The organism is Streptomyces sp. NPDC090077 (genome assembly GCF_044747545.1).
Taxonomy (GTDB): domain Bacteria; phylum Actinomycetota; class Actinomycetes; order Streptomycetales; family Streptomycetaceae; genus Streptomyces.
In genome coordinates, this window is the sequence record NZ_JBIVEG010000018.1 from 105,926 (window position 1) to 126,754 (window position 20,829).

A 20,829-nucleotide genomic window follows, 5' to 3' on the forward strand; every position below is an offset into this window, starting at 1 on the left:
CTCCTGGATTGGGTGCAGAAAAAGGGCCGACCGGCCCGCGCTGGAGAACAGTCCAGGTTCTCCAGCGCGGACCGGCCGGCCTTCAGGTCACTTCACCTTGGACGAGAACGCCCAGGCGGTGATGACCTCGGTGGTGTCCTTCAGGGCGGCGCGCAGAACCGACATGGTTCCTCCTCAGGTGGTGAAAGGTGAGCCGACCGGTCGGTCGGCCCCTTTAGGCGATCTTGCTTTGAGAGCCGAGATCCGCCAAGCGACTCAGTGCCTCAGTGGCTCAGATGATTCGCTACTTGACTGAATCTCCTGACCGCCGTGACGCGTTCGTCGCAGGACCCACATTGGCCCCGTGCGATAAACGATTGCTAAACGCGTCTCCGATGTCCCGATGCTGGGCAGTATGTGGCGCCGAAATTGAGTCAGTATCGATAAGAAATGGCCAAGTGAACGCGCGGGAGGCAAACTCCGGACCGCTGACAGCACTCCCAGAGCCCTGATCCCGGTGCAATGCGCGACTACGATGGCGACATGTCATCAGGCGTATCGATTCGGTCGGCCCGGGCGGAAGACGAACGCCAGCTGCTGGCCCTGCATCGCGCAGTGTGGTCCCCGGTGAGCGAGGCGGCCCCCATTCGCCAGGCTGATGGAGTCGTCTTCGACGAGCGGCATCCCGCGGAGAGCTTCCTCATCGCAGAGCACGGCACCAAGATCGTCGGATACATCACCCAGGGCCCGCCAACTCCCCTCGAATCCAACCGTCACGTCCGCCAGATTCAGGGTCTGGGAGTGCACGCCTCCGTACGAGGCCAAGGCATCGGGCAGGCCCTTGTGGAAGCAGCCTGTTCAGCAGCCCAGGCTCAAGGCGCCCGCCGCATCACGCTCCGCGTCCTCGGGCGGAACCTGCCGGCCCAACAGCTCTACCTGCGATGCGGTTTTACGGTCGTCGGGATCCTGCCCGAGGAGTTCTTCCTCGACGGGGCGTACGTCGATGACATCTGGATGGGCCGTCGCCTGTCCGCCCACGAGTGTCCGAATCAGTAGATCGCTCTCGTCGGCACCCACGAACGTCGTGGCGCCTACATCAGCCGGCGGCTCGGCGGCCCGCACGGCGGGCGACTGTCTGTCAGCTTGGGTGTTTCATAGGTGTTCGCTCGTGAAACACCCGGCGGCCCGGAGGCTCACCTGCGGTGATCACGTTTCATGAGTTGTTGCAAATGGCTGGACGCCTGAAACACCCTCATGAAACAGTCCGGAGTCGTGAGCAACGACTTCAAGCGCGTGGAATCGCACGCCTGCCCGATGTCCACCTGCGCCGCCCCCGCGGGCTCGCCCTGCCGCACCGGCAAGGGCAAGGTGGCCATCCAGTACCACACCGCTCGCTTCCGCCTCGTACCCCAACTCGCCAGGGCACTGAACGTGCCGACCCCCGCCGTCCGCAAGCCCGGCTCGGCCTGGACCGAACTGCCCCGGCCCGCAGACGCCGGCACCGAACCGGTCGGACACGCCCGCCTGGGGTACGCACGGGCGTCCACCGCCCGGCAGTCCCTCGACTCCCAGCTCGACTCGCTCACCGAAGCCGGGGTCACCCGGATCTTCTCCGAGAAGATCTCCACCCGCGCCACCCAGCGCCCCGAACTGGACAAGGCCGTCGCCCTCGCTGGCGAACTGCGAGCCTCCGGCGTGCGCGTCACCCTCGTCGTCCACGAGCACAAGCGGCTCGGCCGCGGCATCGAACTGGCGACCCTGGCCGAGGAACTGAAAGCGAGCGACGTCGGCCTGGAGTTCCTCACCGGTGAGCTCCAGGGCTCGCACGACCCCTCCGGCGTAGTGTTCACCGTGCTGGCCGCCCTCTCCGGCATGGAACGCGAATACATCCGCGACCGCACCCTCGAAGGCCACGAATCCGCCCGCAAGCGCGGCAAGACCATCGGCGGCGCGGGCGTCACCGACGACGACATGCTGTCCATGGCCCTCCACCTGCGCCAGCAGGAGATGAGCCTGCGCGACATCGCCAAACGCCTCGTCATCACCACCGGCAAGAAGAAGGGCCAGCACCCCTCACCCGCAACCGTCATGCGGATGCTGCGCGAACACGACGAGCAGACGGCCTTGCCGGAACCCGCACGCTGACCTGCGACTCAGTCCTTAGCGTTGTTTTTTCGGCGAGAACTACTGAGAGGCCTCCTCGGACTGCCCCGCGACCGCACCGCCGGCGACCTCTCCGGCGGCGAACGGGTCCGCCTGCGCCTGGCCGCCCTGCTGGCCTCCGCCCCCGAGGTCCTGCTCCTCGACGAGCCCACGAACCACCTCGACCACACGGCCCTGACCTGGCTGGAGGACCACCTCCGCGCCCGCCGCGGCATCACCGTCGCCGTCTCCCACGACCGGCTGTTCCTCGAACGCGTCACCACCGCCCTCCTGGAGGTCGACGGCGACCTGCACCGCACGGTCCGCTACGGCAACGGCTACGCCGGCTACCTCGCCGCCCGCGCCGCCGAACGGCAGCGCCGCGCCCAGGCCCACACCGCCTGGTGCGAGGAGACGGAACGGCTGCGGGAGTCCGCCGCCGTCACCGCCCGCAAGGTCGCCCCCGGCCGGGCCATGAAGGACGGCAACAAGATGGCCTACGACCGCGCGGCCGGACGGGTCCAGCAGTCCCTGGCCGGCCGGGTCCGCAACGCCGAGGAACGCCTCGCCCGCCTGCTGGCCCGCCCCGTCCCCGCCCCGTCCGACCCGCTCCGCTTCACCGCCGTCCCGCGCACCGCCCGCACCGCCGCCCCGGACGGCCCGGCCCTCGCGGCGCACGCCGTCTCCCTGACGGACCGCCTGGCACCGGTGGACCTCACCCTCCCGCCCGGCGGCCGGCTCCTGGTCACCGGCCCGAACGGCGTCGGCAAGAGCACCCTGCTCGGCGTCCTCGCCGGCACCGTCACCCCCGACCGGGGCACCGTGGTCCGCCGCGCCCGCACCGGACTCCTGGCCCAGCACACCGACCCCGGACCGGCCCGCCGCCCGCTCCTCGCGGCCTTCGCCGAGGGACGCCCCGGCACGCCCGAGGAGCACACCGAACAGCTGCTGGCGCTCGGCCTGTTCGCCCCCGGAGAGCTCGCCACCCCGGTCGGCGCCCTCTCCACGGGCCGGCGCCGGCGCCTGGCCCTGGCCCGGCTGGTCACCGAACCGGCCGACGTCCTGCTGCTGGACGAGCCGACCAACCACCTCTCACCCGCGCTGGCCGAGGAACTCGACGAGGCCCTCGCCTGCTTCCCGGGCGCCGTGGTCGTCGTCAGCCACGACCGCCGCCTGTGCACCCGCTGGCAGGGCGACCGCCTCGCCCTCCACGCCCCCGCTGCCTGAACTCCCGCCGCCCTCCCCGAAAGGCCCCCCCGTGCCCCGGCCCCAGCTGATCCACACGTACGCCCTCCCCACCCCGGCCGCCGGCCCCTACGCCCTGACCGCCGGCCCCGACGGCGCCCTCTGGTGCACCCTGGTCCACGCGGGCCGCATCGCCCGCCTCGGCCCCGACGGCCGGATCGACGAGTTCCCCCTCGACTCCCCGGACTGCGGCCCCACCCTGATCACCCCCGGCCCCGACGGAGCCCTGTGGTTCACCCGCAACCGCGACCACCGCATCGGCCGCATCACCCCCGACGGGGAAGCCCGCTCCCACGCCGTCCCCGGATCCGCCCCGGGCCCGTACGGCATCACTGCCGGCCCGGACGGCGCCGTCTGGTTCACCACCCTGAACACCGCGACCGTCACCCGCCTCACCCCGGACGGCGAACTCACCGAACACGCCCTCCCCAACGGCTCCTTCCCGTCCTTCGTCACCACCGCCGCCGACGGCGCCCTGTGGTGCACCCTCAACCAGGGCAACGCCCTCGCCCGGATCACCGTCGCCGGCGAGACCACCCTCCACCCCCTGCCCACCCCCGGCGCCGCCCCCGTCGGCCTGGCCGCAGCCCCGGACGGCACCCTGTGGTTCGCCGAGATCGGCACGGGCCGCATCGGCCGCCTGACCCCCGGCGGAATCACCGAACACCCCCTGCCGGACCCCGGGTGCCGCCCGCACGCCGTGGCGGTGGCCCCCGACGGCTCCTGCTGGTACACGGCCTGGGCCACGGGCCGCATCGGCCGCGTCACCCCGGACGGCACCGTCACGGAATTCCCCCTGCCCACCCCCGCCTGCGAACCCCACGGCCTCGCCTTCGCCCCCGACGGCACCCTCTACGTGGCCCAGGAGACCGGCGAGATCACCCGCTGGGCCGTCGCCCCCTGACCCGCCCTCACCGCACCGGCGACCGCTCCGGTTGCCTCATGGAGGCAATGCGACTTGCCTCGATCGGCAACAGAGCGGGCCCGCGCGGCGGCCTCAGCCGCCGAGCACCCCGCGGATCACGTGGCGGGCGTTGGCGGAGATGACCGGGTTCGTCTCGCGGTAGTACGGCAGCTGGATGAGGGCCATGGACAGCGCCCATCCGCGGCTGCGGGCCCAGGAGGCCTCGTCGGCGTCCACGGCCGCGCGGAACACCTCCCGCGCGCGGGGCCGCAGCAGGTTCCACGCCGGAATGAGGTCGACGGCCGGATCGCCGAGCCCGGCGGTGCCGAAGTCGATCACCGCCGCCAGCCGGCCGCCCGCGCCCAGCAGGTTGCCCGGCATGAGGTCGGAGTGGATCCACCGGGGCTCCCCGGACCAGCCGGGAGCGGCGAGGGCCTCTTCCCAGGCGGCCGTGGCCGCCCCGGCGTCGAACGGCTCGTCCGTGCGGCGCAGCGCCTCGATCGCCTCCCGGGTCTCCGCGTCCTCGGCGGACAGTGGCCCGCCCCGGTGCGCGCGGGGCCCCCCTCCGGGGGACACCCCGCGCAGGGCGGTGACGAAGCCCGCGAGGTCCCGGGCCAGCCGCCCGGAACCGTCCGCCACGCCCTCGACCAGGACGTCGCCGTCGATCCACCGGTGCACGGCCCACGCCCACGGGTAGCCCTCGGCGGGCTCGCCCCGCCCGAGCACCTCCGGGACGGGCACCGGCACCAGGGGCGCCAGCCGGGGCAGCCAGAGGGCCTCCCGGTCGATCGCCCCGGCCCCGCCCCCGGTGAGCGGCAGCCGGACGGTCAGCCCGGTCCCGACCCGGTAGATCGCGTTGACGGTCCCACCCGACGGCAGCCGCCGCACCGGCAGGTCCGCCCACCGGGGGAACTGGCCGCGCAGCAGCCGTCGGACGAGCGCCTCGTCCGTGTACGCCTCGTCGGCGTGCATGGTGGCCTTGGCGGGGACGCGTGGACGCATGTGCGGCTCCGAAGGGGAGATCCCCCGAGGAGGGATCGAGCAGTGGAAGACGTCGGCTCGGCTTCCGCTCCACAGCGGATCGGCCGATGGTCAAGCTAGAACCCCGGACCTCCGCTGGCAAGCTAAGTTGCCAGATGCTGCCAATCTTCCACGGTTCAGGCACTCATCCGGCAAATCATTTGCCAAGCCGTCGGCGGGCCGATAAGATCGCCACAGAGCGTACTGGGGGCAGCGCGATCATGGTTGTATCCGAGTAATTCGATTGCGGGACTCCACATGACAGACGAGTCATCATTCGGTGCGCGCCTCAGAGCCCTGAGGCTGGAACGGGGACTCTCCCAGGCCGCACTGGCCGGCGAGGAGATCTCCACGGGCTACCTGTCACGGCTCGAATCGGGCGCGCGGCAGCCCACCGAACGAGTGGTCGCGTACCTCGCCGGTCAACTGGGCGTGGACCGCCAGGCGTTCGACGCCCCGCTCAACGCCACTCCGGCCGCCGGCGGCGGCAGTTCGCTGGCACGGACCCTGAGCATCGCCGCTTCCTGCACCGACGACGAGTCCGTCGAAGAACTCGTCGACGCCCTCGCGACCGCCGACGAGGAGGACCCCCAGCTGCGCTGGCAGGCCCTCTGGCTGATCGCCGGCTTCCGGCACCGCAGGGGCGAGCGCACCGAGGAACTGGCCTGCCTGGAGAAGCTCGCCGAGGTGGCCGACGAACTCGGCCTCCCCGCGCTGCAGTCCAGGTCCAGGACGCAGCTCGCCCGGTGCCTGCGCTCGGCCGGCCAGATCGCCCGCGCACTCGAACTCGCCGAGAGCGCCCACCGCACGGCCAAGGACAGCGGACTCACCGTCTCCGACACAGGGACCGCACTGCTGGCCCTCGTGTCGGCCGAGGCGGAGGCCGGGCGGGTGACGGACGCCAGGGCGCACGCCCAGGAGCTCGTCGCCCTCGTCGAGGAAGGACCGGACGTGCTGCGCGCCGAAGCCCTCTGGTCGGCGGCCACCGTCTGCTCCCGGCAGGGGGACGACGAGGCCGTCCACGCGTACCTGGGCCGGGCGATGCGGTCGCTCGACAGCCGCGTCGACCCCGTCCTGTGGGCGCGGCTGCGGCTCGCCGCGGCCTCGCTCTACCTCCAGTCCCGGCCCGCCCTCACCGACAGGGCCCGGACCTGCCTGACCGAGGCGGAGACGGCGCTCTCGCTCATCGGCACGCCCGTACAGCAGCAGGAACTCCTGGTCCTCCAGGCCCACCTCGCGTTCGAGGAGGGCCGGTACGCCGACGCCCGCGCGGCCCACGACCGGCTGGACTTCGACGACCTGGTCCTCACCTACCGCGACCGCATCCGGCTCCAGACCCTCGACAGCCTGCTGCTGATCGTGGAGGGCAACCAGCAGGAGGGACGCGCCCGCCTCAAGCGCCTGGGCGACGAGGCCCGCCGCGCCTCGAACATGGACCTGGCCGCCGAGATCTGGCGGGTCCTGGCCGAGACACTGGAGAACGCCGAACACGCCGGCCGGCGCTGACGGACCCACCTGCCGGGCAGGAAGGCGGACCCGCACGTCCTGCCCGACCGGGGGCTGACACCTGCTCAGCCCACCCCGCGATCAGGTCAGGACCACGCACCCGTTCCGCTCCGGACCGACCGGCCTCGTTCCGGCGCAGGCCCAGCTCCTCCAGCGACGGCACCAGCGCGAGCCGGTCCGGAAGCCGGCCCGCGCAACGGGCCCGGGGCGTCCCTCCCGACCGGTCAGGAATCGAGAAGCCCCCGCCGACCTGCCGACCGTAGCGTGTGGGTCATGGCAAACACCACCGCTTCCACCGCAGCCCGCACCTCCCTCTCCTCCGTCACCCTGGAGGTGGCCGACCTCGACGCGGCCGGCCGCTTCTACACCGCCTTCGGCGTGGACACGCACGTACAGCTGCGGGCGTCCGAGCCGCACTCCACCGGATTCCGCGGCTTCACCCTGGGCATCACGGTGTCCGGCCCGGCCACCGTCGACGCCTTCTTCAACGCCGCCGTGGACGCCGGCGCCACGGTCCTGAAGCCCGCCAGGAAGTCGCTGTGGGGGTACAGCGGCGTCGTCCAGGCCCCCGACGGCACGATCTGGAAGATCGCGACCTCGGCGAAGAAGGACACGGGCCCAGCCACCCGCCGGATCGACGAGATCGTCCTGCTCCTCGGCGTCGAGGACGTGAAGGCCACCCGGGAGTTCTACACCGGCCAGGGCCTGACCGTGGCCAAGAGCGTCGGCGGCAAGTACGCCGAGTTCGCCGCCGGCCGGGCCGGCACCGTCAAGCTGGCGCTGTACAAGCGCCGCGCCCTGGCCAAGGACCTCGGCGTCCCCGCCGACGGCACGGGCTCGCACCGCATCGTCCTCTCCGGCACCCCCACCCCCCTCACCGACCCGGACGGCTTCACCTGGCAGCCCGCCGCCTGAACCACCCACCCACACCACCACCCCACCCCCACGAGAGGAACCCGCCATGCCGTCCCCGAAGGCCACACCCGAGAAGTACGACGGATTCACCGCAGACGAGCGGGCCGCGATGAAGGACCACGCCCACGACCAGAAGAAGGCGGCGGCCCGCCGCGGTGCCTCCCGGGCGGAGAAGGCCGCGGCGGACGAGCAGGACGTGCTCGCGAAGATCGCCGAGATGCCCGGGGCCGACCGCGCCCTCGCCGAGCGGATCCACGAGATCGTCAGGACCGCCGCCCCGGACCTCGCACCCAAGCTCTGGTACGGGATGCCCGCCTACGCCAGGGACGGCAAGGTCGTCTGCCACTTCCAGAGCGCGGAGAAGTTCAAGTCGAGGTACGCCACGCTCGGCTTCAGCGACCAGGCGGCCCTCGACGACGGCACCGTCTGGGCCACCGCCTACGCCATCAGGGAACTGACCCCGGCCGACGAAGAACTCATCACCGCCCTGCTCAAGAAGGCGGTCGCCTGAACCCCGGGCACGACCTCCGCCGTCCCCGCCCCAGCCATGACGATGCTGCCCGCTGACCGGGCACCGGCCGGAGCACCCGCCGGAATTGGCTGACAGGTGCATGACGGGCAACTGAAATCCAGGGCTACCGTCTTAGGGCTCCGGAGGGGCGGCCGTCCGAACGCGCGGGCCACAGGCGGGCGATGGCGGCGTCTCCTGCGCCCCGGCTCCGCCGAGGGGCCGGGTCCCCCACGCGTGAAGGAAGACGACCATGTCCCTGCGCACCTGGCTGAAGGCCGCCACCTCCGCCGCCGCACTGGTCCTCGTGACGGCAACCGCCGCGACCGCGGCACCCGCGCCCGTACCGGACGCCACCGCAGCGGTGGTGACACTCCGTTACGACGGCAGCCGGGCCGCCGGCTGGGAAGCGGCGATCGCGGCCGGCGTCGCCAACTGGAACGCGAACGTCAGCAACGTACGCCTGGTCGCGGCCGCACCCGGCACCCGGGCCGAGATCGTCATCGTCGCCACCACCGGCTGGCCGCAGGCCACCCTCGGCCCGGTCCGCCCGGGGCGGCAGGTGCGGGTCGAACTCGGCGCGCAGGCCGTGAGCCAGGGCTACGACAAGACGCGCATCGCCACCCACGAGCTGGGCCACAGCCTGGGCCTCCCGGACACCAAGCCGGGCCCGTGCTCCCAGCTGATGTCCGGCTCCAGCGCCGGCACGGCCTGCACCAACGCCATCCCCGACGCGACCGAGCGCTCCCGCGTCCAGAACGCGTACGCGAACGGCCTCGCCGCACCCGCCCCCACCGACAACCGCATCCTGATCGACGCCCCCTGACCACCGGCGCCGGTACGGCACGGTGCGGCCGTACCGGCCCCTGGCCGGATGTCATGATCGGTCGCATGGGAGTCCTCTTCGGCTACTACGCCGCCGCCGACGACGCAGACGCCGCTCGGGCCGTGGTCCTTGAGGACGGGCAGCCGACGGAAACGGAGTACGACTCGTTCGTCGTGAAGGGCGTCGATCCGGTGGTCGCGCTGCTGCCGGCCGAGGCACTCATCACCGGTCGGACCCCCGACTCCGTCAAGACCGACCCGCGACACGGCCACTTGGCCGGGATGGCGGGCGACGGAGAGATCGTCACCCTGTCGCTCACGGATTCCCTCCGCGACTCCCTCGCCCGCTCCGACCGCGGGCAGCTGGCCGATGTGGCCCGTGCCTGGTCCGCATCAGACGCCTTCGGCACCCCACCGGACCTGAGCGGGCTCATCGGCTTCCTGGAAGACCTCGCCGCGCTCGCGAAGAGGGCGTGCGCGCGCGGCCACCGGCTGTACTGCTGGATCAGCGCGTAGCGACGCCGGCCAACGCAATCTGTCGGGGCCGAGGCGGTCTGTCACAGACCGAGGCCATTGCGTCGCGACGATGTCATCCCCAGGGAAGGACACGCCTCCGCGGAAGGCCGAGAACGCGGCCGAGAGCGGCCGTGACGGGAACGCAGTGCTCGGGCAGGTGCTCGGAGGCCCAGTCGGCTGCCAGTGCAAGGAAGTCGGCCAGGTCGCGTTCGGCCCCGGCGAGCAGGTGGCGGAGCGCGGTGACGGACAGCTCGATCACCGGCCCGTCGCTCTGCTCGGCGTTGACGGTGAGCCGGACGGTGTCGCCGAAGCGCTCCGCAACCGGTGACGGGTCGTGACCGAAGCCCAGCCGGCTGCCGTCGTCGATGAACCGATGCCAGTCACGCCAGTCCTCCAGGCCATCGCAGCAACCGGGCAGGAACGTGACACCCGTGGAGCTGTCGGTGACCCGTAGACCGCCTGCCGCGATGAGGCCGTCGGAGGTCAGCAGTCCGTGGAGGAACGAGCCGAGTGCGTGGGCCGGACGGGGCGGGCCGTCGCCGTTGCCGTCGGAGTCGGGGTCGATGTCATTGCACTCCGCGATGCGCATCACCGCCGTCCCGACCTCGGTGGGTGAGAGCTCACCACTGAGGGGCAGGAAGCCGAACGGTTCGATCTCGGCGACGGGCCACAGGTCGAAACCGTCAGGGGTGTAGATCTCCAGGACGGGATGCATCACGATCACCCGGCGGAGTGTGCCGCATCCCTGCCCCAGCCGCCTCCCGATTACCCCGCAGGGGCTTCCTGGAGTGCGCGCCTGTCCGTCGAAACACCGCCTGCCGTACCTGCCGGGCCGGCCCGGGGTCACGCGTGGGCGGGCTCCGGGGACTGGGCGGGGACCGGGGCCGGGTGGGCAGTGGCCCGGCGGGCCAGGGGGAGGGCCAGGGCGGCCGCCGCCAGGTAGACGGCGCCGATCAGCAGCCAGCCGAGGTGCTGCAGGGAGGTCAGGGCCACGGTCACCGCGAGGGGGCCGGCGGCGCGGACGAGCTGGGTGCCCAGGCTCCACACCCCCTGGTACTCGCCGAGCCGGGCCGGCTCGGCGAGGTCGTACGACAGGCCCCAGGACCCCGCGGACTGGAGGAGTTCGGTGAGGGTGAGGAGGACGACCGCCACGAGGAGGACCGTCACCGACCAGGCGGGTGACAGGGTGCCGGAGGCCGCGAACAGGCCGGCGGCGGCCAGCAGGCACCAACCGCCCTTGCGCATCGCGCGGGCCGCGGAGCCGACGTCGGTGACGTTGCGTCCGACCCGGATCTGGAGGCCGATGGCGACGAGGACGTTGGTGAACAGCAGGACCGACGTCGCCCAGGCGGGGGCGTCGGTGTGCCCGGCGACCCACAGCGGCATGCCGATCTCCAGGAGTTCCATGTGCATGATGAGCAGCCCGTTGAGGAGGGAGAGCGCCACGTACGGGCGGTCGCGCAGCACTCCGGTCCGGGGCCGGCCGGCCGTCTTCGGGGCAGGGGCAGGGGCAACGTCAGGGGCAGGGGCCGGCGTACGCGTCTCCGGCAGGCGGGTGGCGATCAGCGCGACGGCCAGCACGCTGACGGCGCCGCCGCCGATCAGCACGCGGAAGGCGAACGGGCTGTCGACGGCGAGGGCCACACCGAGAGCGGGGGTGCTCAAGGTCGCCCCGATGTTGCGCACGACCCGGTTGAAGGCGAGGGTCGCGACCCGGTTCTCGGCCGTGGTGATGGTGCCGAGGTACGCCTGCCGGACGGGGGCGACGGCGCTCTCGGCGAGACCGGAGAGACAGGCGACCACCAGGAAGGCCGGGTACGAGCCGACGCACTGGTAGCCGGCCAGGACCAGGGCGCGGAGCAGGCTGAGGCCGATCAGGAGGCGGCGGTGGCCGATCCGGTCGCCGAGGCGGCCCGCGGGAAGGGCCGCGGCCAGCCCGGCCAGGGCGGCGGCCGACAGCCCACTGCCGACCTGGACGGCGCCCAGACCGGCGACCTTGGTGAAGAAGAGGACGCCCCCGGCGAGCATGATGCCGGGCACCAGGGAGTCGAAGAAGGTCAGGGTGGCATAGACCCGCAGAGGGCCGCGCGAAGGCAGGAGCATGCCCACCACTGAACCGGGGCGGGCGGCCCACTGTTAGGTTTTTAGGCGTGGGCTAAAGCATCGTCCGGAACGGCGGTGGCGGTGGCGGGGAGGACGGAGAGGGCAGGGGGCATGGGCCGTTGATCGAGATCGTGCTCGGCGTGGACGACCTGACGAGCATCCGGTTCGCCGTCTCGCCCCTCCAGGAGACCTGCCACAGCCTGTGGGCACTGCGCGATCCGGGGGACTTCCCGCTGCACCTGCGCTGGCTGCGCCGGGTCCGGGAGCTGCTGCCGGAGCTGGACGGGGAGATCCTCTCGGCGCTCGTCAGCGAGCGGCGGTGGCTGCCGGACTTCATCACCCCGCGCCCGCAGGCGCGGATGCCGGAGATGGCGGAGGAGCTGCGGACCCTGCGCGGCACCGACGCCGCGACGGTGCGCCGCGACCTCGATGCCGCCTGGCTCGGGCAGCGGATGCCCCAGGTGCTGCGCGGCGACCCGGAGGCGCTGCGGGAGCGGATCGCCGACGCCCTGGAGGCGTACTGGCGGGCCGCGCTGGAACCGCACTGGCCGCGGATGCGGGGCGTGCTGGAGGCGGACGTCCTGCACCGGGCACAGCTGCTCGCCGACGGCGGTGCGGCGGCGCTGTTCGCGGGTCTGCACCCGAACGTGCGGTGGGAGTCGGGGGTGTTGCGGCTGCACCCGATGGGCACGGACAGCCGGGTGCGGGCAGGTACGGGGCTGACCCTGTGCCCGACGCTGTTCGGGCGGAAGGCGACGGCGCCGATCGGGGAGGTGCCCCGGGTGGACTACCCGGCACGCGGGGTGGCGACGCTGTGGGAGACGGTGGCGCCGCCGGCACCGGAGGACCTGGCGGCCCTGGTCGGGCGGCCCAAGGCGGCGCTGCTGATGGCGCTGGAGACGCCGGAGTCGACGGGGGCCCTGGCACGGGTGCTGGGGGTGACGCCGGGTGCGGTGTCGCAGCACCTGGGCGTGCTGGCGGCGTGCGGGCTGGTGACGCGGGCGCGCGCGGGCCGGAACGTGCTGTACGCGCGCAGCGAGCTCGGCGACCGGCTCGCCGCACGCGGGGACTGACGTTCAGGTACGGGCGCCTGCGGGCAGGGGGATGCGGGTCCCGCACAGGGCGGTCAGCAGGGCGGCGAGGGCGACGGCGGCCATGCCCCAGGTGATGCCGCGCGCATCGGCGACGAATCCGATGGCGGCGGGCCCGGCGAGGAGCCCGGTGGTGCCCATGGCGGCGACGAGGGACAGGGCCCGGGGGCCTTGCCGGGCGGCGGCCACGTAGCAGCAGGGGGTGACGGCGGCCATGCCGAGGCCGACGCAGGCGAATCCGGCCAGTGCGGGTACGACACCGCCGGCGAGGAGGGCGGCGGCGAGGCCGGCGGCGGCCAGGAGGCTGCCGGCGCGCATGACGGCCGCGTCGCCCCAGCGGGCGCGCCAGGTGTCGGCGCGGAGCCGGGCGGCGAGCATCACGACGGAGACGGCGGCGATGCCGAGCGGGGCGGTCTGGGGGGCGGCACCGGCGGCGTCGCGCAGGTAGAGGGCCGACCAGTCGTTCATGGCGCCTTCGGTGACGGTGCCGAACACCATGGCGCAGCCGGTCCAGAGGGTCACGCGGGAGAGCGCGGCCGGCACGGCGCGGCCGCCCGCACGGTCCCGCCGTGTGCCGGGAGCGTCGCCGGGCGCACGGACGGCGGCGTCGTCGGGCGCGTCGGCGGGACGTGCCGGATCCGCGGGAAGGCCCCGGGCGGTGGCGGCGAGGAGGAGCAGCAGCAGGAGCCCGGCGGTGGCGAAGTGGACGGTGAGGCTCGGGGTGAGGAGGTGCGCGGCGGAGGCGAGCAGGGCGGCCGCCAGCGAGCCCGCGGTGAAGGCGGCGTGGAACCCGGCCATGGCGGTGCGCCCGTGGGCGGCTTCGAGGGCGGCTCCCTGGGCGTTCATGGCGACGTTGAGGCAGCCGACGGCCACGCCGTCGGCGCAGACGGCGGCGAGGGCCGTCGGGTAGCCGGGCGCGACGGCCAGGGCGGGGAGCACCAGGGCCAGCGCGGCGGCGGAGAGCAGGGCGAGGCGGCGCGTGCCGAGGCGGGCCGTCAGCAGGGGGACGAGGGGGAAGGAGGCGGCGGCGCCGATTCCGCAGCCGGTCAGCAGCAGGCCCAGTTGGGCTTCGTCGAGGCCGAGCCGTTCCTTGAGGGCGGGCAGGCGGGAGGCCCAGGTGGCGTACTGGAAGCCGAGGAGGACGAAGAGGGCGGCGATCGAGCGGTGTGCGGTGCGGTACGCCGTGCCGGGGACGGCCGTCGGGACAGGGCGGGTGGGGGCCATCGGTTCAGCAGGCCCTTTCGATGCGGGGCGTGCCGTCGCCCGGGAGGCGGACGGCGGCCGACATGTACACGGCGTCGGTGCCGTATGCGGGGGGCAGCGGCACGTCGGGGTGGGGGCGGAAGTTCCGGGTGGTCCAGAAGGCCCGGCTGCCGGCGACGGCGACGAGGGAGATGCGGTCGTGCTGTCGGGCGCGGGCGGCTTCGCCGAGGCGCTGGAGCAGGGCGCGGGCCAGGCCGCGGCCGCGGTGGCGGGGGGCGATGACCAGGTCGTGCAGGTGCAGGTTGCCGGAGTGGTGGGCGACGCGCTGTCCGGTGTGTCCGAGGTCGGGGCTGCGGTCCGGCGGGTAGGGCAGGGCGAGCAGGTAGCCCGCGAGGGTTCCGCCCCCTTCGACGGCGAAGCAGGTGGAGGGCGAGGCCTCGGAGCGGGCCCGGAGGGCGGCCGGCCCCTCGGTGAGTCCGTGGGCCGCGTAGGCCTCCCGCTCCAGTGCCGCGACGGCGTCGATGTCGTCGGGGCGGAGCTGTCGTATGTGCCATGTCCTTGCGGCCATGTCAGTCCTCGTCTCCCGGTGAAGGTGTGCCCGGGACCTGGTCGCGGTCCGGGGAGGTGCCGCTGCCGCCGACGACCGTGCAGGGGAGCGGTTCGAGGCCGTTGAAGCCGCGGGTGGTGTAGCTGGCGGCGTAGGCGCCGGCGGCGTGGATCCAGACGGGGTCGCCGGAGGCGGCCGCCGCGGGAACCGGTACGGGGGCCCGCGGGTCGTAGGCGTCGTCGCCGTCGCAGGTGGGGCCGGCGACGACGGCCGCGACCCGGGGTGCCCGGTCGGGGTGGGTGGGGAACTCGAGCGGGTACTGCACGGCGTCCATCTCGTAGAGCCCGTTGAACTTGCCGCAGCTCAGGTACAGCCAGTGGTCGGGCTCGCCGGGCGGGCGGCGGCGCTCGGTGAGCCGGACGACGTGGGCGCGTACGGCCGCGTGGTCGGCGACGAGGTGGCGGCCCGGTTCGAGGACGAAGCCGAGGGGGACGGCAGAGGTGTCCGCGAGCCGGCGCACGCCTTCCCGGAGGGTGGCGAAGATCTTCTCCAGGGGCGGATCCAGCGGCCGCCCGCGGCGGTCGCGGTAGCCCCGGGCGGGCAGGCCCCCGCCCAGGTTGACGTGGTCGGGGGTGATACCGCGCCGGTCGGCCTCGGCGAGGACGTCCGCGAGGACGTCGACGGCGTCGCGCCAGGCGTCGGCGGTCATCTGCTGGGAGCCGACGTGTACCGACAGGCCCGCTGGGGTCAGCCCCGCCTCGCGGGCGGCGAGGAGCAGGCCGGGGGCGTCGGCGGGGGCGCAGCCGAACTTGCGGGCGAGCCCCCACAGGGCGCCGTCACCGGGGGCGGCCAGGCGGCAGAAGACCCGGGAGCCGGGGGCGTGGCGGGCGATCGCGGCGATGTCCTGGAGGCTGTCGGTGGCGAAGTCCCGGATCCCGAGCCGGTGGGCGGCGGCGATCTGGGCGTCGGACTTGACGGTGTTGCCGTAGTGCACCAGCGACGGGGGGACGCCGGTCCGCAGGGCCTGGGCGGCCTCGCGGGGGCTGGCGGCGTCGAAGCCGGCGCCCCTGCGGGCGAGTGCGGCGAGGACTCCGTCGACGGGGCAGGCCTTGAGGGCGAAGCGGATGCGGACGCCCGGGAGTTCGCGGAGCAGGGCGTCGTGGGCCCGCTCGATGCCGGTGAGGTCGTAGACGATCCGGTCTTCGGCGGCGGCGGCCAGGGCGGCGCGCAGCAGCGGGCTTCCGGCGGCCGTCACGGTGCGGACCCCGCTGCCGCGCGCTCCGGGGCGGACGGGACGGACACCCCGGGAGCGGCGGTGGGAACGCCGGGGACCGGGACGGTGCGGCTCGCCCGGACCAGGTGCGGCCAGGCCTCGGTCAGCAGGGCGAAGTCCTCGATGTCGCGGCGGGCCTCGGCGAGGAGCCGTTCGCGGCGGGGCGCGAGGGATTCGGCGACCCGCGCGTACCGGCCGCCCAGGCGGCGGTAGCAGCGGTCGAGGGCGTCCAGGCGGGCGGCGTTCTCGGCGGTGTCCAGGGTGGCGGCCCGCCGTGCCAGTGCGGCGACGGCCCGGGTGCGGACGGCGCCGGAGGCGTCGAGCAGGCTGTCTCCCGCCTCCGCCATGGAGCGGTAGAGCGCGTTGAAGTACAGCATGGACAGCAGGAACTTGGTGAACCGCAGCTGGTAGGCGGCGAAGCCGGGGTCGGTGCGGCGTTCCGGGGTGTGGTGGTTGACGATGTGCCGGTTGTGGAGGACGCCGGGGAGGCCGGCGTCGTGCACCAGGTGGATCAGGAAGTAGTCGCTGCCGATGGTGTCGGTGGCCGGCGGCAGCGGCACCTGCTCGTGCACGGAGTGGAAGGCGATGTTGCACATGTCGACGCGCATCGGGTCGACGCGGGTGAGCAGGGAGCGGTCGCCGGTGAACGGGGCGTCGCCGGCGCCGCGGAACGATTCGGCGACGAGGCGGCGGCGCCGCTCGGGCGGCCAGTCGGCGGGCGCCCACAGCCCGACCATCTCGGCGTACGTGTCCGGGTCGAGGTCCAGGACCTCGCCCATGTCGACGGACATCGCGCCGGTGAAGGAGGCTCCGGCGAGGGCGACGCGCCGCCCGGCGAGGGCCGGGCCGAGGTCCTGTCCGGTGACGTGGGCGGCGGCGTCGGCGGCCGTCCTGCCGAGGGTGAGCAGTTCGTGGTGCACGGGGTGGACGGGCCGTCCCCCGTGCACCTGGTAGGTGCTGTCGGAGTCCCGGCGGTGCACGGAGGTGCAGCCGAGGGCGGCGGCGAACAGGAAGGCCCGGTTGGTGCACGCCCCGTACGAGAGCGCCGACGGCAGCATCAGGGCGAGGAGGGCGTCCGGGTCGGCGGCGGCGTCCGACCGGGCGACGACGCGGCGCAGGAAGGCCCGCTGGTCGTCCTCGCCGAGGTGGTGGACGACGACACCGGGGGCGCGGCAGCGGGCCGCGGCCGCGGCGTGCGCGGCGAAGGTGTCCGGGGGCGTGGAGTCCAGGACGAGGTAGTGGACCTCGACCCCGAACGCGGCGGCGGCGTGGGCGGCTTCCCCGCCGACGGCCAGGAGGGCGGCGGTGCACTCCCGGTTCGTGGGCAGGGTCAGGCAGATGCGGCGCACGTCCGCTCCCGTCGTTCGGATCGGTCGGCGGTGGCCCACGGGGCGAGGCCGAGCAGCCGCTCGCCCAGGCCGGTGAGGCGCGCGGGACCGTAGCGGAGCGACTCGTGCCGCAGGGCGTCGCCGAGGAGCGTGGGGTTCCAGTCGGGTGTGCCCAGGGTTCGCCAGGAGCAGATGCGGGATTCCCGGAGCTGCCGGTGCTCCTCCAGCGCCGGCATCATCGACAGGTACTGGACGGCGCGCACACCGCCCCGCGACGTGTTGGGGGCGACGCCGTGCGGGAGCAGCCCGTTGAAGACGAGCAGGTCGCCGGCCCGGAGTTCGGGCCGCACCACGGGGAACTCGGCGGGATCGGTGCCGGGCCGGAACGGGTCGCGGCCGGGCGGGCGGCCGGTGCGCCAGTGGTCGAGGACCCGGAAGAGCTCGGGGGCGCACTGGAAGCCGCCGGTGTCCTCGGCCGTGTCGGTCAGGGCGAGGATCCCCTGCACGCGCTGCGGCAGGACGGGCAGGGTGGTGTCGACGTCCCAGTGCAGTGCGATGTCGAAGCCCTCGTCCGCCGGGGTGGCCAGGGCGCGGTCGCGGTTGCCGACATTGGGCGGATTGAGGCACAGGCGGTCCAGGGACACCCACAGCTCCTCGCAGTCCCACACGTCGGCGAAGGCGTCGTGGACGCGCCGGGCCTGCCGGGTGTCCCACAGGAGCTGGTGGTGGTAGGCCTCGACGAAGCCGTAGACGTGCAGGTCGCGGTCGAGCGGCGAACGGTAGGGGCGCTCGCGGTACCAGGTGTCGGGCCGGGCGGGATCCATGTCCTGGAACCGCCAGGCGAAGTCGAGCAGCCGCCGGGCCGCGGCGGCGGGGACGGCCTGCCGGACGACGGTGTAGCCGTAGGTCTGCCAGAAGGCGAAGTCGTCCTGCGACAGCACCCGCAGCGGGCGGGTCTTGCGCAGGTTCCGCAGCGGGGTCGGGGTGAAGTAGGACTCGCCGTCCGCGCTGAAGTACGGCGTACGCGAGGCGGCGCGATACAGGTACCGGTCGGGCGTCGGCATACGAGAACTCCAGGTGGATCCGGGGCCGCGCGGCGGGCGGGGCGGGCGGCGGCCCGACCCTTCGGGCAAGACATTGACATGAGCTTGCCTGAATTGGCAAGCATTCGTTGCCAACATGTGCCAAGGGCTCCTACTGTGACGCCATGACCGACACCGCACTGAGCATCGTCATCCCGTACAAGCAGCGCCTGGACAACATCCGGGCCGTGTTCACCTCCCTCACGGAACAGACCCTGCCGGCCGACCGCTTCGAGGTCGTCGTCGGTGCCATGGAGTACGACCCCGCGTACACCGCCCTGTGCGCCGAGTTCACCGGCCGCCTGCGCATCGTCTCCGTGCACACCGCCGAGGACTGGAACACCAGCCGCGCCCGCAACCTCGCCATCGGGCAGGCGTCCGGCACCGTGGTCGTGGTCCTCGACGCGGACGTGGCGCTCGCCCCGGACGCCCTGCGCAACCTGTGGGAGCGCCACTACCAGCACGGCCAGAACGTCTGCGTCCAGGGCGAGGTGTTCGGCTACGACGCCGTCATCGACGACGACGTCGACAGCGTCGAGACGCAGCCCTACGAGGTCTTCCGCGCCGCGTTCGGCCGCCTCGACGAGTCCGGCGCCGGCCGCGACCCCCGCTGGACCGCCGCGTACGCGTCCGCCTTCGCCCGCTTCCCCTGGGCGTTCGTCAGGACCGGCCTCATGGCCCTGCCCGCCGCGACGATCCGCCGCCACGGGCTCCTGCTCGACGAGGGCTTCCTCGGATGGGGGGCCGAGGACCAGGAATGGGGGCTGCGCATCGCACGGACCGGCACCCCCATCGTCCTCGGCCAGGGAGTCCGCGGCATCCACCTGCCACACCGCCGCGACTTCGCCGCCCAGGACCGCTCGGCGACCCTGACCAACCGCTACTACCTCGCCAAGTGGCCACGGCTCGACCTCGAACTCGCCCTGGCGTTCGGCGGCTGGCTGGAAGCCGACCGGCACTACCCCGAGGCCCGGCGGGAGCTCGCCGCGGCAGCACCCGGGCAGCGCCTCGGCGTCGTCGTCGGGGCGGTCGACGGAACCCGGCTGCTCCTCGCCGGCGTCCTGCTCTCCCCGGACGGCCAGACCGGGCCCGACGGCCGCCCGCTCGTCGTCGACCCCGAGGCGGAGGCGCTGTTCGGGCCGGGCGGGCAGAGCGCGTACGAGCACGTCCTGCCGCTGGCGGGGTTCGCGCTGCCGTTCGAGGACGGCTCCGTCGACGCGTACTGCCTGCTGCCCCGGGTCGACCGGCTGACCGCCCCCTACCGCGACGCCGTGCGGCGGGAGGCGGGCCGGGTGGCCCTCCGGGCCCTGCCCGCGCAGGCCGCGGCCGCCGCATGACCGCCGTCCCCGTCCCCGTCCCCGCCGCCGTCCCCCTTCGAGGAGCAGCCTTGGCCACCGCCACCCGGTACGCGCACCCGTCTCCCGCCCCGGAGCCGCCCGGGCCTTCCCCCGGAGCCGCCGCATCGCCCGTACGCCTCTCCGCCGCCGTGATGTGCCACCCCAGCCGGGAGGCGGCCGCGCGCGCCCTGGCCGGCCGCTTCCCGGACCTCCACGCCACCGTGGTCCTCGACCCCGCGCCCGACGGCCCGCCGGACGCGCTGCGCACCGCCCTGCGGGCGTGGTCGGCCGTCGTGCCCGGCGCCACCCACCACCTCGTGCTCCAGGACGACGCCCTGCCCGCCGAGGACTTCCTCCGGCGGCTGCACGCGCTCGTCGCCGCGCAGCCCGACGCCGCGCTCAGCCTGTTCACCGAGTGGGGGTCGCGCACCTCGTACGCACTGCGGATCGCCGCGATGTCCGGCCACCACCTGGCGCCCGTCGTCGACGACTACGTGCCCTGTGTGGGGCTCGTCCTGCCCGCCGGGGTGGCCCGCGGCTTCGCGGACCACGCACGCGCCGAAGCCGCCGACGGGGACCCGGACGACCTCGCGCTGCTGCACTACCTCGCCGCACGCGGCGTCCGCACGCTCGTGCCGGTGGCCAACCTCGTCGACCACGACAACGGCGCCCCCAGCCTGGTCGGCAACTCCGTGCACGGGCCCCGCTCGGCCGCCTGCCTCGTTCCGCCGGACCTGGCCGCGCTGCCCGCCGAGCCGACCGTCCTGACCGGCCTGGGCACCGTCCCGTACTACGACTTCTGGGGCCAGTACTCCGACGCCTGCATCCCCGACGACTCCACCGTGGACGGCCGGGTGCGCAGCTCGGCCCGGGTCTTCCTGCGCGGACACGGAGTGACCCAGGACGAACTGTCGGCCGGGCTGGCGGCCGCGCTGGAGCGCTGCCCCGAACGGGCCTTCCTCACCGAGCGGGTGAGCGAGATCGTCCTCACCGAGGTGTGGATCGTCTCCTTCCTGCTGGGCTTCACCGCGGCCGGGCTCGAAGGCCGGGGCGGAGCCTCCCTGGACCTCACCGGACCGCTGCCGGCGGCGGCGCTCGCCACGCTCGGCCCGGGTGCGGTCCGCCGGGTCGTGCCGCGCTGGCTCCTGCCGGCCGTGGGCGCGCTGCTGACCCCCCTGGTCCTGGAGGCCGTACGGGCGGGGGCGGCGCGGGCCCCGCTGCGGAGCTGACCCGCGAAGCCCGTGCGCGGAACCGCCGAAAGGGGCCCGCCGACCGTCTCACTGGTCGGCGGGCCCCTTTCGGCGC

General features: G+C 73.9%; 19 protein-coding genes and 1 pseudogene. 12 read left to right on the forward strand and 8 right to left on the reverse strand.

All coding sequences use genetic code 11. The features are described 5' to 3' along the window. The first annotated feature begins 501 nt into the window (after window positions 1–501). From ACIPW5_RS26630 to ACIPW5_RS26645, 4 genes and pseudogenes are all read left to right on the forward strand, one after another. Window positions 502–1,035, forward strand: coding sequence for a GNAT family N-acetyltransferase (locus ACIPW5_RS26630; RefSeq protein ID WP_401249723.1), 534 nt, complete (start codon window positions 502–504; stop codon window positions 1,033–1,035). A 216-nt stretch (window positions 1,036–1,251) separates the two neighbouring features. Further along, on the forward strand, window positions 1,252–2,124 hold the full coding sequence (locus ACIPW5_RS26635) for a recombinase family protein (RefSeq protein ID WP_401249726.1): 873 nt from the start codon (window positions 1,252–1,254) through the stop codon (window positions 2,122–2,124). Between the two features lie 48 nt (window positions 2,125–2,172). Beyond that, window positions 2,173–3,348: pseudogene (locus ACIPW5_RS26640) on the forward strand (ATP-binding cassette domain-containing protein); the annotation flags it as partial. A 31-nt stretch (window positions 3,349–3,379) separates the two neighbouring features. Beyond that, window positions 3,380–4,270: a virginiamycin B lyase gene (locus ACIPW5_RS26645; protein WP_401249729.1), complete on the forward strand. Its 891-nt coding sequence runs from the start codon at window positions 3,380–3,382 to the stop codon at window positions 4,268–4,270. A gap of 93 nt (window positions 4,271–4,363) precedes the next feature. Here ACIPW5_RS26645 and ACIPW5_RS26650 read toward each other — a convergent pair whose 3' ends face one another. After that, window positions 4,364–5,242 (reverse strand): aminoglycoside phosphotransferase family protein, encoded by an 879-nt coding sequence (locus tag ACIPW5_RS26650; protein ID WP_401249838.1) that lies wholly within the window; start codon window positions 5,240–5,242, stop codon window positions 4,364–4,366. Between the two features lie 306 nt (window positions 5,243–5,548). Here ACIPW5_RS26650 and ACIPW5_RS26655 point away from each other — a divergent pair, with 306 nt between their 5' ends. From ACIPW5_RS26655 to ACIPW5_RS26675, 5 genes are all read left to right on the forward strand, one after another. Further along, window positions 5,549–6,796, forward strand: a complete 1,248-nt coding sequence (locus ACIPW5_RS26655) for a helix-turn-helix domain-containing protein (protein ID WP_401249732.1) — start codon at window positions 5,549–5,551, stop codon at window positions 6,794–6,796. 273 nt (window positions 6,797–7,069) lie between these two features. Continuing rightward, window positions 7,070–7,711, forward strand: coding sequence for a glyoxalase (locus ACIPW5_RS26660; RefSeq protein WP_401249735.1), 642 nt, complete (start codon window positions 7,070–7,072; stop codon window positions 7,709–7,711). Between the two features lie 46 nt (window positions 7,712–7,757). Next, on the forward strand, window positions 7,758–8,222 hold the full coding sequence (locus ACIPW5_RS26665; RefSeq protein WP_401249738.1) for an iron chaperone: 465 nt from the start codon (window positions 7,758–7,760) through the stop codon (window positions 8,220–8,222). Between the two features lie 250 nt (window positions 8,223–8,472). After that, window positions 8,473–9,045 carry a snapalysin family zinc-dependent metalloprotease gene (locus ACIPW5_RS26670; RefSeq protein ID WP_401249741.1) on the forward strand — a complete coding sequence of 191 codons (573 nt, stop codon included), beginning with the start codon at window positions 8,473–8,475 and terminating at the stop codon, window positions 9,043–9,045. Window positions 9,046–9,110: 65 nt separating this feature from the next. Beyond that, window positions 9,111–9,560 carry a hypothetical protein gene (locus ACIPW5_RS26675; protein WP_401249744.1) on the forward strand — a complete coding sequence of 150 codons (450 nt, stop codon included), beginning with the start codon at window positions 9,111–9,113 and terminating at the stop codon, window positions 9,558–9,560. Between the two features lie 73 nt (window positions 9,561–9,633). Here ACIPW5_RS26675 and ACIPW5_RS26680 read toward each other — a convergent pair whose 3' ends face one another. Both ACIPW5_RS26680 and ACIPW5_RS26685 read right to left on the reverse strand, forming a co-directional pair. Then, window positions 9,634–10,275 (reverse strand): hypothetical protein, encoded by a 642-nt coding sequence (locus tag ACIPW5_RS26680; RefSeq protein WP_401249840.1) that lies wholly within the window; start codon window positions 10,273–10,275, stop codon window positions 9,634–9,636. Window positions 10,276–10,403: 128 nt separating this feature from the next. Next, window positions 10,404–11,663: an MFS transporter gene (locus ACIPW5_RS26685; protein ID WP_401249747.1), complete on the reverse strand. Its 1,260-nt coding sequence runs from the start codon at window positions 11,661–11,663 to the stop codon at window positions 10,404–10,406. Window positions 11,664–11,782: 119 nt separating this feature from the next. On the opposite strand from ACIPW5_RS26685, the gene ACIPW5_RS26690 reads away from it, so the two are divergent. Then, window positions 11,783–12,736 carry a DUF5937 family protein gene (locus ACIPW5_RS26690; protein WP_401249750.1) on the forward strand — a complete coding sequence of 318 codons (954 nt, stop codon included), beginning with the start codon at window positions 11,783–11,785 and terminating at the stop codon, window positions 12,734–12,736. 3 nt (window positions 12,737–12,739) lie between these two features. Here ACIPW5_RS26690 and ACIPW5_RS26695 read toward each other — a convergent pair whose 3' ends face one another. From ACIPW5_RS26695 to ACIPW5_RS26715, 5 genes are read right to left on the reverse strand one after another with little or no spacing between them, the layout of a single operon-like run. Then, window positions 12,740–13,978: an MFS transporter gene (locus tag ACIPW5_RS26695; protein ID WP_401249753.1), complete on the reverse strand. Its 1,239-nt coding sequence runs from the start codon at window positions 13,976–13,978 to the stop codon at window positions 12,740–12,742. 4 nt (window positions 13,979–13,982) lie between these two features. Beyond that, window positions 13,983–14,525 (reverse strand): GNAT family N-acetyltransferase, encoded by a 543-nt coding sequence (locus ACIPW5_RS26700; protein ID WP_401249756.1) that lies wholly within the window; start codon window positions 14,523–14,525, stop codon window positions 13,983–13,985. A gap of 1 nt (window position 14,526) precedes the next feature. Continuing rightward, a complete protein-coding gene (locus ACIPW5_RS26705) occupies window positions 14,527–15,759 on the reverse strand; it encodes a type III PLP-dependent enzyme (RefSeq protein WP_401249759.1) in 1,233 nt (410 codons plus the stop codon). Continuing rightward, window positions 15,756–17,126 (reverse strand): DUF6271 family protein, encoded by a 1,371-nt coding sequence (locus ACIPW5_RS26710; RefSeq protein WP_401249762.1) that lies wholly within the window; start codon window positions 17,124–17,126, stop codon window positions 15,756–15,758. The genes ACIPW5_RS26705 and ACIPW5_RS26710 overlap by 4 nt, the downstream gene beginning before the upstream one ends. Then, the gene (locus tag ACIPW5_RS26715) at window positions 17,108–18,169 is read right to left on the reverse strand and encodes a phytanoyl-CoA dioxygenase family protein (protein ID WP_401249765.1); all 1,062 of its coding nucleotides are present in this window, start codon (window positions 18,167–18,169) and stop codon (window positions 17,108–17,110) included. The genes ACIPW5_RS26710 and ACIPW5_RS26715 overlap by 19 nt, the downstream gene beginning before the upstream one ends. Before the next feature lie 143 nt (window positions 18,170–18,312). On the opposite strand from ACIPW5_RS26715, the gene ACIPW5_RS26720 reads away from it, so the two are divergent. Both ACIPW5_RS26720 and ACIPW5_RS26725 read left to right on the forward strand, forming a co-directional pair. Continuing rightward, entirely contained in the window at window positions 18,313–19,524 is a 1,212-nt protein-coding gene (locus ACIPW5_RS26720) for a glycosyltransferase family 2 protein (RefSeq protein ID WP_401249767.1), read from the forward strand. 50 nt (window positions 19,525–19,574) lie between these two features. Then, window positions 19,575–20,753, forward strand: coding sequence for a hypothetical protein (locus ACIPW5_RS26725; protein WP_401249769.1), 1,179 nt, complete (start codon window positions 19,575–19,577; stop codon window positions 20,751–20,753). The last annotated feature ends 76 nt before the right edge of the window (window positions 20,754–20,829 follow it).